The following is a 14,955-nucleotide window of genomic DNA, read 5'->3' on the forward strand; positions in this document are numbered from 1 at the left end:
CACTGATGCACCCAAGCCGCGGTGTCCCCGTCGCGGCCGCCCTGCTGACCGTCAGCCTGGCTCTCTCCGGATGTGGAGCGATCAGCTCCCTGACCTCCGACGACGACGCCGCGGAGTCCGAGGGCGGCGGGGAGTCGGGAGCGGACACCGGCGAGGAGGCGGGCGAGCCCGGCGGAGCCCTGGAGCGGCCCAGCGTCACCGAGCGGGCCATCCAGGGCGAACGCGAGTTCACGGCGAACGTGGTGGCCCAGCGCCTGGACGGCGACCACATGATGGTCGAGTTCCAGATGGTCAACGACTCACAGGAGACGATCTCCATCGGGCAGAGCTACCTGAACAGCCAGTACGCGGACAACTCCGCCTACCCCAAGGGCAACTTCTCCATCCTGAGCTGGTTCGACCGGGACGAGTCCGCGTTACAGCTCCCCTACCACTACAGCGACCGCGAATGCGTGTGCTCCGACACCGACGAACGGGACAACCGTCGTGTCGAGGCCGGGGAAAGCCTCACCCTCGCCGCGGTGATGCCGGCCCCACCGGCGGAACAGTCCCAGGTCACCATCTTCTCCGGGCTCACCGCGCCGTTCGTGAACGTGCCCATCGAGGACGACGGGACGGACCTGGAGATGTTCGGGCTGGAGCACCCGGACGAGGCCGACGTCGAACGAGAGACCATCCGCCTGGAGTCCGTGATCGAGCGGGCCGACCGCAGTGGGTCGGTCGTGGAGGACAGCGAGGGCACCAGCTTCAACCTGTCGACCGACGTCCTCTTCGACACCAACGAGTCGGAGTTGACCTCCGAGGCGGACTCCCTGATCGAGGACACCGCCGACCGGATCGACGCCGCCGGGGCGACCGACATCAAGGTCGAGGGCCACGCCGACGACACCGGTGACGACGAGATCAACGACCCCCTGTCCGAGGAGCGGGCGGAGGCGGTGCGCGACGCCCTCGACGAGTACCTGGACGGTGTCAGTTACGAGATCGAGGGGTTCGGCTCCCGGGAGCCGCTGTACGACGACACCAGCGAGGAGGCCCGGGAGCAGAACCGCCGGGTGACCATCAGCATTCCGGACTCCGGTGAGATGTCCAGTTCGGGCGACGCCGACTCGGAGGTGGACACCGAGGCCGACGAAGAGGCGGAGGAGGACGCTCCGTCCTCGGCGGGCACCGGGGCGGGAGCCCCGCCGGAGGACTTCACCGCGGACCTGTCGGGAAGCTGGGCCAACGACCCGATCCAGGGCGAGCTGCGACTGACGGGGCTCACCCGTATCGCTAACGACCGCGCGGTGCTGACGTACTCCATCACCAACACCTCTGACGAGCGCATCCGCGTGTGGGGACTGCTCCGCGACAACAGCCCGCGGGACACCGGTGGGCGCAACGCCGAGGGCGCCCGGCTCACCGTCCCGGAGACGGGGAACACGCACCTGACGACGCACGCGTTCGTCCCCGAGTTCGGCACCGGCGCCGAGTGCGCCTGCACCAGCCTCCGGGGGCAGCTCGACGGGTTGGACCTCGAGGTCACCGACGAGTACTACAACCTGATGTCCATCGACCCCGAGGCCACCACGGTGGACGTCCAGATCGGCGACGCACCGCCCTTCGAGGGCGTCGCCGTCGAGGGCTGACCGTGCCTCGATTCGAGTCAGGAGCCGACGATTTCGGCCCCTGACTCGAATCGGCAGGAGATTCTTCCGCGCTACCCCTGGTGATCATGCGATTACAGGAGTAGCTTGCTACACATTGGCCGGCTCCCCTCACCGACCCAGCCGCCCGTCGCGGCACTAGCAGGTGACACTCGAACCACCTGTGGAAAGCAGGGGAGCTGTGGACACGAACACCAGGAACGTTCAGGCACGTCGACCCATGCGCGACGTTCTCGCGTTCCTGCGGTTCCGGCATTCTCCTCTTCGCGCATTACCCGCGTGAACAGCTCCGCCATGTGGACGGCGTGGCGGCGTGACGGGAGGCTCATGTTTGAGGGGGACGGGCCTCCCCACCCTGCTGCGGCCATCAGGAGTGGCCGCAGCAGGTCGAAGAAAGGGGGAGGCCCGCCGTTTTTGGCTGGCGCCGGGTCTCCCCCGCATCGTAGACCCACGCGCCGATATCGCGACGGACACTTGACGAACTGCGCGGCACCACCAAGGGTTCACCATCCAGATCGGACGCCTCTGACAGCGGGGCGCCCTGCTACCGGTGCACCTCCTTCTACTTCTACTTCTTTGACCTGCGGTCATCTTGTGTGACATGTGGTCGCTTCACCAGACCACAATGGGACTGGGCTGGTGTTCGGTCGTCCTCGGCCCGCGTCCCCCATGTGTGGGGTGGGCCGGGCGTCGCCACCTGCCGGTCCAGCGCCGCACCCGGCTCACGGCGGCTCTCTGAACTTCGCGCGGTGACGCCGTCGCCGGCCACGCTTCTGCTGTCGCCTCGTGCGACAGCACTCGGGGAGGCTCCTGTCGAGGGGGCGGGACCTCCCCACCGCCGCCGCGACCGCTTGCACCCACGAGCGGCGGCGAGGAGGCCCGCCGTATCGCTGGCGGCGGGCCTCCACACCACTCCCCGCGCCCGGGCCGCGCACGGCGAGGGTCACCTCTGCGTCGAGATTCTCCGGCCGGCCCGCACGCCGCCTGGCCCCCCGCCAGCGTCCGCTCGCGAATGCTTCGCGTCGGTTTCCTCCACCAATCAGAGGCGCGCGGACGTCGCGTCGGCGCCCCGGGAAGACGTCGCCCCTCCAGTCACGATGTGTGCCGACCCATGCACGCTGACCCGAATGCCACCACGGAAAGTAACATCGTGAACCGTCTTCACGTGACCCCCGTTCCTCGGTAGTCTCTCCGGTAACTCGCCGCCCTGCTCCCGCGGCCTCCCCCCACGCCCCACCGCTCTCGTGTGGCGTGCTCTTTCTGGAGAATCACGATGAAGCGATACCTGGCGCCTATCGCCGTGGCCACCACCACGGTGCTAATCGGCAGCGCTCCAGCGCATGCCGACAACCGTCCCAGTGTGAACGTCGAGGCGACCGAAGAGTGCGGACAGGCCACGATCACGTGGACCAACCCGATGCACCGCGACTACAGCGGCGGCTACGAGATCACGTCGAGCGACGCCGACGAGATCGACGTCTCGGTCCCCGCCGGTGAGACGATCACCGAAACGATCGACGCCGAGGACGGTGCCGAGCTCCGGGCATGGATCAATAAGAGTCCCGACCGGCCGGACGGAAGCTCTCGCGGCGATGCCACCGAAATCGACTTCACCATCGACGCCTGTGAAGACGATGACGACGACACCGACCCCACTCCGGACCCGACGCCGGAGCCCACCGCGACACCGCCGGACGACAAGGACGACGAGACCGATCCCGAGGAGGAGCCGGCCGAGTGGGTCGCCGACTTCGAGCCGGCGCCGGAAGACGTCCACCCAGGTGAGTTGTGCGACGCGGACGACGCCTACCGGATCTACGCGTACACCGACGAGTCCGTCGTCCAGTGCCTCCCCGACGACAACGGCGACACCCACCTGTGGGTCGAGATCTTCGACCCGGCCGACCTCGCCACCGCGCCCTCCGAGGAGGACGACGACGAGGAGAACGACACGGGTTCCGAGGACGACGGCGACGACAAGACCGCCCCCGGCGACAGCGGCGACCGGGGCGGCCTTCCCGTGACCGGCGCGGCTCTCGGTGGTCTGATCGCCACCGCCGTCGCCGCCCTCGGTGGCGGTGCGGCCACGGTCTGGGCCATGCGGCGCCGCCGCGCGGAGAACCCCGAGGAGTAGGGCGCCACACCGCCGGGTCCTCGGGACGGGCACGGCGGCATCCCGCGGGCCGGCCCTGTCCCGGGGAGGGCCGGGGCCGGCCCGCGCGTTGTTTCGTCGCGACCCGCGCGCCGATCGGCGACGACCACCGAGGGACCGATCGGGGGCACGTACCGACCGGACGTCTCACCAGGCGCTTCGAGCGTGGCGGCCAACGGTCCCATGCCACGCGTCGCGGTCGTGACGATCGACCCCGGTCCGTGCGACGCACCGAGGAACCGCCACAGCCTCGAATGCCCCCGCGAGAGCGTCTCCCCGAGGGGATCCGCGCGGCAGGTGGTGATGGGGCGGTCCATGTCGTCCTCCTGGGAGCCCCGATCCCGAGTGCACGAGCCTCGCTACTACACTCTGTAGAGTTCGACGTTCCGTGTCAGGATCTGGAGGCCCCCTCGTGGTGGACTGGCTCGCGATCGCGGTGAACACGATCTCGGTCCTGCTCGCCGCCTGGTTCGTGTTCTCGGCGTTTCGGAAGCAACCCATGAACCTTCCCCACATCATCGGGCTGGGGGTTCTGGAGGTTGCCCTGGTCGCGCAGCTCGTGACGGCGATCGTGCTCCTGGCCGGGGGCGACCGGCCGGCGGAGCTCGCGGTGTTCATCAGTTACCTGGTGTCCATCGTCCTCATCCCACCGGCGGCCGCGCTGTGGGGGCTGATCGAACGCGGGAAGTGGGGCACCGGCGTGATCGCCGCGGCGTGCCTGGTCATCCCGGCGATGATGGTGCGGCTCCAGGACCTGTGGGCGGTGGGGGTTGGCTGACCTCTCCGGCGCCGCGGTCCGGACCGGACCCGGACGCGTCCTCATCGCCATCTACGCCGTCTTCGCGCTCGGCGCGACGACCCGCGCCGTCTACCAGATCGCCACCCGCTTCGAGGTCGCTCCGCTCGCCTACGCACTGTCGGCGCTCGCCGCCGCCGTCTACGTCGTCGCCACCGTGGGGCTCGCCCGTGGTGGCCCCTGGGCACGACGCGTGGCCGCGATCTGCTGCTCCGTCGAACTCGTCGGTGTGGTGGTGGTCGGCGCCGCCAGCTACGTCGTCCCCGCGTACTTCCCCGACGCGACGGTCTGGTCCCACTTCGGCAGCGGCTACTTCTTCGTCCCGCTGGTGTTGCCGATCATCGGACTTTGGTGGCTGTGGCGCGGCGCGCGGGACTACGATGCCTCGCATGGGCGCGCCGACTCCGAACCAGCAGACCGGGCCTGACCCGATATCCGGCGGTGCGATGCCGCCGATCGTGACCGTCGACTGGCTGAGACACCACGTCGAGACCGGTCCGACCCCCGACGACCTCGCCCTCGTCGACGTCCGGTGGTACCTGGACGGTCGTTCCGGGCTGGACGCGTACCGGGCGGGGCACATCCCGGGCGCCGTCTTCGTCGACCTCGACACTGACCTCGCGGCCCCGGCCGACTCCGTCAACGGCCGACACCCACTCCCCACACCGGACGACTTCGCCGCCGCCCTGGGCCGGGCGGGTGTCGGAGACGCGACGCCCGTGGTGGCCTACGACGACACCGGAGGTGGGTCCGCCGCCCGCCTCGTGTGGATGTTGCGCGTCCTCGGCCTTCCGGCCGCTCTGCTCGACGGTGGCCTGCCCGCCTGGGACGGGGATGTCGCCACCGGCGACGAGTTCCGGCCCCCGACGGCCCGCACCACCCTCCCCTGGCCGGACGACCGCTTCCTGGACACCGCGACGGTCCGCGGGCTCCTGGACGACCCGTCGACGCTCCTCGTGGACGCGCGGGCCCGCGGGCGCTACACCGGACAGGAGCCGGCGGCGGTCGACCCCCGCCCCGGACACGTGCCGGGCGCGTACAACGCCCCTTGGCAGGACCTGCTGGACGCCTCCGGTCAGCTCGGATCTCCGGAGCGCGTGCGCGCCCGCCTCACCGAGCTCGGTGTCCCCGACGACGCCCGGAACCCGATCGCCTACTGCGGATCCGGGGTGTCGGCCTGCCTCGACCTCGTCGCGATGGAGCACGCGGGTCTACCCGCCGGACGGCTCTACGTCGGCTCGTGGTCGGCGTGGGGCGCCGACCACACGCTGCCCAACGAAACCACGCCCTGACGCTCGACCCCGGCGGCCCCGGATCGCGCGCCCACGGCTGATTCCCGTGCTCAGCGGGGGGCGGGGGTTCGACTGAGCGCTCTGACGGGCAAGACGGCCACGGAGGGTCCTTTACGCCGACGCGAGGAGACACCCCATGGCAAGCGACGCGACACCGGTTCACCTCGGACACTACGGTGTGTGGTTGCCCGCTGGTCACGTCACCCCTGAGGTCGCCGCGGGCGTCGAGAGTCTGGGATACGGAACGCTGTGGATCGGGGGTTCCCCGGCGGCGGACCTGACCGTCGCGGAGTCGGCGCTGGCCGCTACCTCCCGGCTGACGGTGGCGACGGGGATCGTCAACATCTGGGCCTCGGAGGCCCGAACCACCGCGGACTCCTTCCACCGCCTCAACGACGCCTACCGCGATCGGTTCCTGCTCGGGATCGGGGCCGGGCACCGCGAGTTGAACGGGCCGCAGGCCGTCCGCCCCTACCAGGGGATGGTGGACTACCTCGACGTGCTCGACGCCCGGAGCGTACCCGCCAACCGGCGGGTCCTCGCCGCGCTGGGGCCGCGCATGCTCGCCCTGGCCGCGGAGCGGGCCGCGGGCGCCCACCCCTACCTCGTGCCGCCCATCTTCTCCTCCGAGGCGCGCGCCACGCTGGGGCGCGACCCGTTGCTGGCGCCGGAGCACACCGTCGCCCTGGGCGCCTCCATCACCGCGACCCGCGCCACCGCACGGGAACTCGTCAGCGGTTACCTCCAGATGCGCAACTATCGGGCCAGCTTCTCCCGGCTGGGCTTCACCCCGGAGGACTTCGAGAACGGCGGCAGTGACCGGCTGGTGGACGCCGTCGTGGCCCAGGGGGACCCCGCGCTGGCGGCCGAGGCCGTTCGCGGCCACCGCGCGTCCGGAGCCGATCACGTGGCCGTCCAACTGCTGGCCCCACCCGGCGAACTCCTGCCCGGCCTGCGCCTTCTCGCGCCCCACCTGGGGCTTCCCGAGCGGCCGGGCCAGTACTAAATTGACATCCATGGCGGAGCGGTGGGCTCCCACCGCGCCCGGAGTCCTCCAACTCCCTTCCGGCCGCACCGTGCGCGGCTGGGGACTCCGGCTCGCCCCCCACCCGGGCCCCGACCCGACCTTCGGCCTCTTCCTGCTCAACTACCGACCCCCCGAGTTCCCCTGGGAACACCGCTGGGTGCGCTGGCCGGAGTTCTGGATACCCAGCGATCCCGCCGACGCCGTGGACGCCATCCACGCCGCGTGGGACCGTACGTCCACCGGCCGCGTACAGATCGCCTGCGCCGGGGGCCGTGGCCGTACCGGAACGGTCCTCGCCTGCCTGGCCGTCCTCGACGGCCTGCCGGCCCGCGCGGCGGTGGCCCACGTACGCCGCCACTACCACCCCCACGCCGTCGAGACCCCGTGGCAGCGCCGCTTCATCACCCGCTTCGCCCGCACGCTACGCCAGAGCGACTAGGTCGTGTCTCGGAGTTGGCTGTGGGCGGGTTCGCTGTGGCGGGAGGTGCCGGTGTGCTCTGGTCGGTTGATCGGGTGGGAGGTGAACGTGGACTTCGCCATCATGCGCGCTCAAGCATGCGCCCGGGGCGCTTCGGCGTTGGGGTCTGCGGGCCGAGCCGCCTGGGGATGTTCTCCGAGCTGGGCGATCACGCGTTGGGGCGGTCCACGGGAAGGTTGTCGACAACGGGCATCTGGCCCGCGAGCAAGGACACAGACCGATGTCGATAGTGGTGACCGCCGGACAGCGCGGTGATGCACCGCAGTTCGAGACGGTGCTGGCCGATATCCGGGTTGCCTGGCCCGGCGGTGCTCGCCCGCGGACGCGGCCGGACCGGTACGGGAGCACAAGGCGTATCCCTCTCACGCGATCCGTGCCCATCCGCGCCGCAGACAGATCACGTGCGCCATCCCGGTGCCAGCCAGCCACGCCGGGCACCGCCTCCAGCGGGGCAACCGTGGTGCCCGCCCGCGTTCGACACCGACGACCACCACAACCGCCACGTCGTGGAGTACGGCATCAACGACTCAAACGCCACCACACCATAGCCCTCGCTCCCCAGCACCCCCACACACGACGTCGCCACCCACCATTCGCGACACCCACCTCGAGACACACCCCAGGTCGCGACTCCTGGTCGGTGATGGAGCCGGAATCGGGCGTTGAGGTGGCTCAGTGGTCGTCCTGCCCCCTGGCGTCAGTGCGCGTTCGCGGCTCTCGTCGCCTGTCCGGTCCTGTTTCCCCGCGCCGGCCGCATGCTGGTGGGCGCGCACCGGCGTGGCCGTTCTCCGTGCCTCGGCCAGCGCGTTTGGGACGGTCACCCCCACGACACCGCATCGCGAGCGCGGAGATCATCCCGATGAGCCTGATGCGGAGGTCGTGTCAGCGGCCACCGCTCGCATCGCCGCCGGCCCGCCCGTCTCGCGGCCTCGTTGACCACGGAGGTCTCCCGAGAAGGTCCGTGTCGTCGCACGTGGCGACGCCGGGGCGTGGCCACCACCGATAGGCGGTGGAGAAGGCAACCGTGCCCGCCGACAGGTGTGGGCGGTGGGGGCGGCTCCCGTCGAGGCGCCTCGGAGCACCGGGAGACGTGCCGCGGGTCCAGGCAGATGGACGCGAGGGACAGCCCCCGGCCGCGTTCCCTCGCGGGTCCGTGGCGGTCGACGCCGGGGTACCGCGGTGGCGCGGCGGGCTCAGTAGGCGGCGTCGGTGGCGGGATCGAAGGTTCGGGTGCGGTGGAGGCCGGCGGCTCGGCCCTTGGCGGCGGCGGTGAGGGCCATCTTGCGGGACGCCTCGTCGAGCATCTCGCCGCCGAGCATGACGGCGCCGCGACGGCGCACCGTGGTGGCGTACTCGTAGGCGTCGAGGATGAGCTCGGCGTGGTCGTAGTCGGCCTGGGTGGGGGCGTAGACGGCGTTGGAGGCCTCGACCTGTTCGGGGTGGAGCACCCACTTGCCGTCGAAGCCGAGGGAGGCCGAGCGTTGGGCCGCTCGGGTGAAGCCGTCCACGTCCTTGATCTGCAGGTAGGGGCCGTCGATGGCCTGGAGACCGTTGGCCCGGGCCGCGACCAGGATCCGCATCAGGACGTAGTGATAGGCGTCCCCGTCGGTGTAGCCAGGGGGTTGTTCGCCGACGACGAGCGACTTCATGGCGATACTGGCCATGAAGTCCGCGGGCCCGAAGACCAGGCTCTCCAGGCGGGGGGACGCGGCGGCGATCTCCTCGACGCGGGTCAGCGCGGCGGCGTCCTCGATCTGGGCCTCGATGCCGATCCGGCCCAGCGCGAGCCCGTTGGCGCGTTCGATCTGGGTGAGGAGCTGGTCGAGCCACATGACGTCGCGAGCCGCGGTCACCTTGGGCAGGACGAGACAGTCGAGCTCCGCCCCCGCTCCCTCGACCACGTCGATGACGTCCCGGTAGGTCCACTCGGTGGTCAGATCGTTCACCCGGACCGTGCGCAGGCGTTCCCCCCAGCCGCCGGAGGTGAGCGCCTCCACCACGGCGGCGCGGGCCCGGTCCTTCTCCGAGGGGGCGACCGAGTCCTCCATGTCGAGGATCACGGCGTCGACGGGCAGGGTCTGGGCCTTCTCCAGGAACCTCGGGTTGGAGCCCGGAACCGACAGGCACGACCGCCGCGCCCGTTGCCGCTCGTCCGCCATCACAGTCTCCTTCGCCACGCGTGACAACTCTCCTATCCTCGCAGGCCGGCCGATGGTCAGCGCGGGTGGGCCACTGTGGCGGGCCGATTCCACGACCTCCTAAGCTGACAGGGGGAAACCGGCATACACCGCGAAGAGGATCATCCATGGCTCACGACGGCGGTTCCGCGACAGCGGTTCCCACCAGCGCGCACTGGGGGACCTACCACGTGGTGGTCGAGGGTGACCGGGTGGTCGCGGCGCGGCCCGATCCCGGGGACCCCGACCCCTCCCCGGTGATCGGCAACGTCCCGACGGCGCAGCACCACGCGTCCCGGGTCGGCCGGCCGGCGGTCCGGCGCGCGTGGTTGGAGAACGGCCCCGGGGCCGACGAACGGCGTGGTCACCCCGACGACGAGTATGTCGAGGTCGGCTGGGATCGGGTGCTCGACCTGCTCGCGGGTGAACTCGACCGGGTCCGTACCGAGCACGGGAACCAGGCGATCTTCGGTGGCAGTTACGGCTGGGGCAGCGCGGGCCGGTTCCACCACGCGCAGAGCCAGGTGCACCGCTTCCTCAACGCGATCGGCGGCTACACCCCGTCCCGGGCGACCTACAGCCACGGAACGTTGGAGGTCCTGTTCCCCCACCTGGTCGGCGCGCCCGGGGTCAACGACGTTCTGATGACTCCCCCGACCTGGGAGGTCATCGCGCGCGAGACCGACCTGCTGGTGACGTTCGGTGGGCTGCGCGTCTCCAACAACTGGACCGTCTCGGGTGGACGTGGCGCGAACACCGCACGGACCGGCACTCGGGCCGCGGCCGAGGCCGGAACCCAGATCGTCTCGGTCAGCCCGCTGCGCGACGACACCGCCGACGACCTCGCCCCCGAGTGGTTGCCGGTCGCTCCAGGGACGGACACCGCCGTCCTGCTGTCGTTGATCCACGTGCTGTTCGACGAGGACCTGGCGGACCTCGACTTCCTGGACAGGTACACCGTCGGCGGGGCCCGGCTGCGCGCCTACGTGAACGGCGAGGACGACGGCGTGGCCAAGACGCCGGAGTGGGCGGCGGAGATCTCAGAGCTCCCGGCCGCCACGCTGCGGGAACTCGCCCGCCGCATGGCCCGTGGCCGCACGTTGGTCAACATCGGCTGGTCGCTGCAACGGTCGGTCTTCGGCGAGCAGCCCCTGTGGGCGGGCCTGGCCCTGGCCGCCTGCCTCGGACAGGTCGGTCTGCCCGGCGGCGGGTTCGCCAGCGGGTACGGCTCCATGGGCAACTACGGCGGCGGGGCCACTCCCAAGGGGCTCCCCAAGCTGCCGCAGGGCACGAACCCGGTGCGGACCTTCATTCCGGTGACCCGCATCGCCGACGCCCTGCTCCACCCCGGCGAGGAGTACGACTTCGACGGGCGTCGCCGCACCTACCCGGACCTGCGCCTGGTGTACTGGGCGGGCGGTAACCCGTTCCACCACCACCAGGACCTGCACAAGCTCTCCCGGGCGTTCGGACGGGCGGAGACGGTGGTGGTCAACGAGACGCACTGGACCGCCACCGCCCGCCACGCCGACATCGTGCTCCCCGCCACCACCTCACTGGAACGCGACGACTTCGCGGTGAGCCAGGGCGACCTGACCCTGCGGGCCATGCCCCGCGCCGTAGCGCCGCACGCGGAGGCGCGCGACGAGTACGACGTCTTCACCGACCTCGCGCGGCGCCTGGGGGCCGAGGAGACCTTCACCGAGGGCCGCACGTCCTTGGAGTGGCAGGAGTACCTCTACGAGCGGTGGCGGCACCGCATGGACGCCGACCTGCCGGACTTCACGGAGTTCCGCAAGGTCGGAGCGGTCGACGTTCCGCACCGCAGCGAACCGGAGACCCTCTTCGGAGCCTTCCGCGCCGACCCGGACAACGCGCCGCTGCGCACCCCCAGCGGACGGATCGAGCTGTACTCCGAGACCATCGCCGGTTTCGGATACCCCGACTGTCCCGGCCACCCGGTGTGGGCGGAGTCGCCGGAGAGTCTGGGGTCCCCGCGCGCGGCCCGCTTCCCGCTGGTCATGGTCGCCAACCAACCCAGCGGACGGCTGCACAGCCAGCACGACATGGGGAGCTACAGCCAGTCACAGAAGGTGCGGGGCCGCGCTCCCATCCGGGTGCATCCCGAGGACGCGCGCGAGCGTGGCCTCTCCGACGGGATGGTCGTGCGTGTCCACAACGACCGTGGAAGCTGTCTCGCCGGTGTTGAGGTGAGTGACGCGTTGCGGCCGGGGGTGGTGCAGTTGTCCACCGGCGCCTGGTTCGACCCGTCGCATCCGGAGGTGGCCGGCTGCGTGCACGGCAACCCGAACGTGCTCACCGCCGACGTGGGCACCTCGGCCCTCGCCCAGGGCTGCTCGGCCCAGCTCACGTTGGTGGAGATCGAGGCCTACGAAGGGCCGCTGCCCGCCGTTCGCGCCTTCGACCCGCCGGCGGGGACGACCCCCTAGGCGTCGCGCCGCCCGCGGACGATTCCGCGAGCGGTGCGACCAAGACGTGCGCCCCACGGTGTCGACCGACACGGTCGAACACAGCGGGGCGCACCCATGACGAGCGTGGCCCGGCGGAGGGGACATTCCCGGGCCACGCTCCGATGGAGGGGGTATGCGAGGCGTGGCACGCGTGGCACCACGCCACTCGATCACACGCGAGCGGGGGTCGCCGCTTCCATGGAAATCACTGGTTCTCGCCCTGTGTCCTAGTTCTTACTCTGTCCCCTAGTTCTCGCTCTGTTCCTAGTTCTTAAAGTGCAGAATCCCCCAGGCCAGGTTGCCGGACTTGCCGCCTTTGACCCAGTTCCGCAGCCCGGTCTTCATGCGGGCCTGGTACTCCTCGCTGACCTTGCCCTTGAGCTCGCCGGCGCGGCTCTCCAGCTCGTCGTGCACCCGCCCGTAGTGGGTGGTGAGCTGGGAGGTGTGGTCCTCGAACTCGACCTTGCGCAGGCCGAGGCGCGTGAACTCGCGGGTGTAGAAGCCGGGGGTGCCCATCGAGTCCAGGTGCAGCCGGTCCAGGATCGGCTTGAGGTCCTCCCGCTTGGCGGTGTCACTGGCCATGGGGTCGGTGAACACGACGTCGCCACCGGGGCGCAACACCCGGGTGACCTCCTCCAGGACCCGGCGGCGGTCGCCGCTGTGCAGGATCGCGTCCTGGGACCACACGACGTCGAACGCGTTGTCCTGGCTCGGCAGGTCCTCGAAGGAGCCGTCCACGACGGTGATGAGGTGGTCGAGGCCCTCGCGCTCGTTCGCCAGGCGGTTGCGGTCGTTCTCGACCTCACTCAGGTTCACGCACGTGACGTGGCAGCCGAAGGTCCGGGCGAGGTAACGCGCGGACCCGCCGTAGCCGGAGCCGATGTCGATGACCTGGGTGTCGCCGGTGATGTCGAGCTTGTCGGCCATCCGCTCCACGGTGCGCACGCTCGCGGTCGCGATGTCCTCCGTAGGGGACTCGTACAGGCCGACGTGGATGTCGGTCCCGCCCCAGATGATGTGGTAGAAGTTGTCGGCGTCCTCGGAGTTGTAGTACTCCCGCGCCGTGGTGACCGCCGTGGAGTAGTTCTGCTTCAGCTCCTCGTCGCGCCGGTAGGACTTCTCCGCGATGTGGATGAAGAAGTCCGGCTGGTCGCCGGCGTGGGTCTCCTGGAAGTCACCGAAGGTCTCCACCCGCTGGAAGCCGACCTCCCGCAACAGCCGCCGCGTGTAGTCCTTGCGCAGCGGGAACATGTTGAGGTGGTACTTGGACTTGTCCGGGAACCGGTAGACGAACCGCGCCAGACCATCATCGACGTGTTCCGGCTCGGCGGAGACGTCTTCCCCGCAGTAGTAGTAGGTGTGCTTGTTGGCGTAGTCCCCGTCCAGCAGGGCGTCGTAGTTGCGCTGGTCGATGATCAGCACACCATCGTGGTTGAGCATCGCGTAGAACTCCGCGAGCGCCTTGCGGCGGTCACGCTCGGAGAACAGGTGCGTGAAGGAGTTGCCCAGACAGATGATCGCGTCGTAGGTCCCGTGCACGTCCCGGTTGAGCCAGCGCCAGTCCGCGTTGACGACCCTCAGGATGTGGTTGCCGTAGGAGACGCCGTTGGCGAAGGCCTTGGCGAGCATCTCGGGGCTGCCGTCGGCGCTGACGGTCTCGAAGCCCTCCTCCAGCAGACGAACCGAGTGGAAGCCGGTCCCGGTGGCGACGTCGAGGACCTTCTTCACCCCACGTGCCTTGAGCTGGTCGATGAAGAAGGCACCCTCGCTCTCGGCGCGGGCCTTCCAGTCGATGAGCTCGTCCCACTTGTCGACAAAACCGGTGACGTATTCCTCGGTGTAGTGGTCGGTGTCGCGTACGGCTAACGGGTCATTACCGAAGAACTGCTCGTCCTGACCTTTAATCGGTCGACTCCTTACACTAGAAGGACCTCAGGCGCACACAACACGGCCACCCTTGGTCAAACCTGGCATCTCTCCATTTAAAAACAGGATTGGGGGGTCGATGCAAGCCCCCCTAGCGCTAGATCTCACATCGTCGCTGCTCACAGTGCTTTAATTCACTCAGCGGAAACCATTCCGATACTGGAGATCGTGAGGCGGACTCAGTCCATGAGTGGCGCAGAACACACCCCTTGACCCTGGATCGCACCTGATGGCGCAACGCGTTGCACCATGCGCCAAACTGGACCGAACGGCGGAATGTGGCCAGAATTCCACGAGAATTCGACTTCTCGAATCCGCATCGTCGTACGCAACACGTTGCGCACAATGCGAAATCTCGTCGGATTATCACCCTGGGTGAAAATTCGCTCTCAGGGCCACCGATCATTCCCCAGAAACCCGGCGCTACACAAGCAGCGGCGATCACCCACGACACGCGATGCTGACATACGGTGATTAGCCGGCTTGACCTGCGGGTATGGGCGAGGCATGTACGACGATCGCCCCGAACGGCCAAGCGTCAACGCAACCAAACTGTGGGCGGGAGGCCTGGCGACAGCATTCGTCGCCGGGCTCGTGATCATTGTTGGTGTCCTCATCGCACGGGGGGTCTTCGGGATCCCCGTTCTCGCGCCGGAAGAGGCGGGGAACTTCGGGGACGCCACCACCGGGGTCTACGCGGCCTTCGCCGGCATAGCCGCCATCGCCGCCACCGCTGTCCTGCACCTGCTGTTGCTCGCGGCTCCGAGCCCGATGAGCTTCTTCGCCTGGATCGTTGGACTCGCCACCGCTGTCGCGGCTGTCACGCCGTTCACACAGTCGGCGGGTCTGGCCAGCCAGATCGCGACGTGCGTCATCAACCTGCTCTGCGGAGTCGCGATCGGATCGTTGTTGAGCGGAGTCGGTGCCGCCGCCTTGGACCGCCAGCGCGGCCGCGGCTACCGCAGCAACACCCAGACGCACCTCTAC

10 protein-coding genes and 1 pseudogene are annotated in these 14,955 nt (G+C 69.6%); 9 read left to right on the plus strand and 2 right to left on the minus strand.

The features are described from left to right. Positions 1-5: 5 nt before the first annotated feature. The 7 genes from J4H86_RS12565 to J4H86_RS12595 all read left to right on the plus strand — a co-directional run bounded on the left by J4H86_RS12565 (position 6) and on the right by J4H86_RS12595 (position 7,355). Positions 6-1,631 (plus strand): OmpA family protein, encoded by a 1,626-nt coding sequence (locus J4H86_RS12565; protein WP_236543680.1) that lies wholly within the window; start codon positions 6-8, stop codon positions 1,629-1,631. A gap of 1,291 nt (positions 1,632-2,922) precedes the next feature. Continuing rightward, on the plus strand, positions 2,923-3,783 hold the full coding sequence (locus J4H86_RS12570) for a hypothetical protein (RefSeq protein WP_236543681.1): 861 nt from the start codon (positions 2,923-2,925) through the stop codon (positions 3,781-3,783). 406 nt (positions 3,784-4,189) lie between these two features. Then, entirely contained in the window at positions 4,190-4,579 is a 390-nt protein-coding gene (locus tag J4H86_RS12575; RefSeq protein WP_236543682.1) for a hypothetical protein, read from the plus strand. After that, on the plus strand, positions 4,572-5,024 hold the full coding sequence (locus J4H86_RS12580) for a hypothetical protein (protein WP_236543683.1): 453 nt from the start codon (positions 4,572-4,574) through the stop codon (positions 5,022-5,024). The genes J4H86_RS12575 and J4H86_RS12580 overlap by 8 nt, the downstream gene beginning before the upstream one ends. Further along, positions 4,987-5,889: a sulfurtransferase gene (locus J4H86_RS12585; RefSeq protein WP_236543684.1), complete on the plus strand. Its 903-nt coding sequence runs from the start codon at positions 4,987-4,989 to the stop codon at positions 5,887-5,889. Before J4H86_RS12580 ends, J4H86_RS12585 begins: the two co-directional genes overlap by 38 nt. 136 nt (positions 5,890-6,025) lie before the next feature. Continuing rightward, positions 6,026-6,895 (plus strand): TIGR03620 family F420-dependent LLM class oxidoreductase, encoded by an 870-nt coding sequence (locus J4H86_RS12590; RefSeq protein WP_236543685.1) that lies wholly within the window; start codon positions 6,026-6,028, stop codon positions 6,893-6,895. Between the two features lie 10 nt (positions 6,896-6,905). After that, the gene (locus tag J4H86_RS12595; RefSeq protein ID WP_236543686.1) at positions 6,906-7,355 is read left to right on the plus strand and encodes a protein-tyrosine phosphatase family protein; all 450 of its coding nucleotides are present in this window, start codon (positions 6,906-6,908) and stop codon (positions 7,353-7,355) included. Positions 7,356-8,587: 1,232 nt separating this feature from the next. On the opposite strand, the gene J4H86_RS12600 is transcribed toward J4H86_RS12595, so the two are convergent. Continuing rightward, positions 8,588-9,553 (minus strand): HpcH/HpaI aldolase/citrate lyase family protein, encoded by a 966-nt coding sequence (locus tag J4H86_RS12600; protein ID WP_236544012.1) that lies wholly within the window; start codon positions 9,551-9,553, stop codon positions 8,588-8,590. Between the two features lie 146 nt (positions 9,554-9,699). Between J4H86_RS12600 and J4H86_RS12605 the strand changes: the two genes are divergently transcribed. After that, positions 9,700-12,021, plus strand: a complete 2,322-nt coding sequence (locus tag J4H86_RS12605; RefSeq protein ID WP_236543687.1) for a molybdopterin-dependent oxidoreductase — start codon at positions 9,700-9,702, stop codon at positions 12,019-12,021. Positions 12,022-12,306: 285 nt separating this feature from the next. Here J4H86_RS12605 and J4H86_RS12610 read toward each other — a convergent pair whose 3' ends face one another. Next, positions 12,307-13,947 carry a glycine/sarcosine N-methyltransferase gene (locus J4H86_RS12610; protein WP_449451347.1) on the minus strand — a complete coding sequence of 547 codons (1,641 nt, stop codon included), beginning with the start codon at positions 13,945-13,947 and terminating at the stop codon, positions 12,307-12,309. Positions 13,948-14,475: 528 nt separating this feature from the next. Here J4H86_RS12610 and J4H86_RS12615 point away from each other — a divergent pair. Further along, positions 14,476-14,919, plus strand: a pseudogene (locus J4H86_RS12615) (DUF6069 family protein); the annotation flags it as partial. Positions 14,920-14,955 lie beyond the last annotated feature (36 nt).

Source organism: Spiractinospora alimapuensis (genome assembly GCF_018437505.1).
GTDB classification, from domain to species: domain Bacteria; phylum Actinomycetota; class Actinomycetes; order Streptosporangiales; family Streptosporangiaceae; genus Spiractinospora; species Spiractinospora alimapuensis.

Coding starts and splice junctions, on each gene's coding strand:
- J4H86_RS12565 (WP_236543680.1), top strand. CDS start 6: ATGCACCCAAGCCGCGGTGTCCCCGTCGCGGCCGCCCTGCTGACCGTC.
- J4H86_RS12570 (WP_236543681.1), top strand. CDS start 2,923: ATGAAGCGATACCTGGCGCCTATCGCCGTGGCCACCACCACGGTGCTA.
- J4H86_RS12585 (WP_236543684.1), top strand. CDS start 4,987: ATGGGCGCGCCGACTCCGAACCAGCAGACCGGGCCTGACCCGATATCC.
- J4H86_RS12590 (WP_236543685.1), top strand. CDS start 6,026: ATGGCAAGCGACGCGACACCGGTTCACCTCGGACACTACGGTGTGTGG.
- J4H86_RS12595 (WP_236543686.1), top strand. CDS start 6,906: ATGGCGGAGCGGTGGGCTCCCACCGCGCCCGGAGTCCTCCAACTCCCT.
- J4H86_RS12600 (WP_236544012.1), bottom strand. CDS start 9,553: ATGGCGGACGAGCGGCAACGGGCGCGGCGGTCGTGCCTGTCGGTTCCG.
- J4H86_RS12605 (WP_236543687.1), top strand. CDS start 9,700: ATGGCTCACGACGGCGGTTCCGCGACAGCGGTTCCCACCAGCGCGCAC.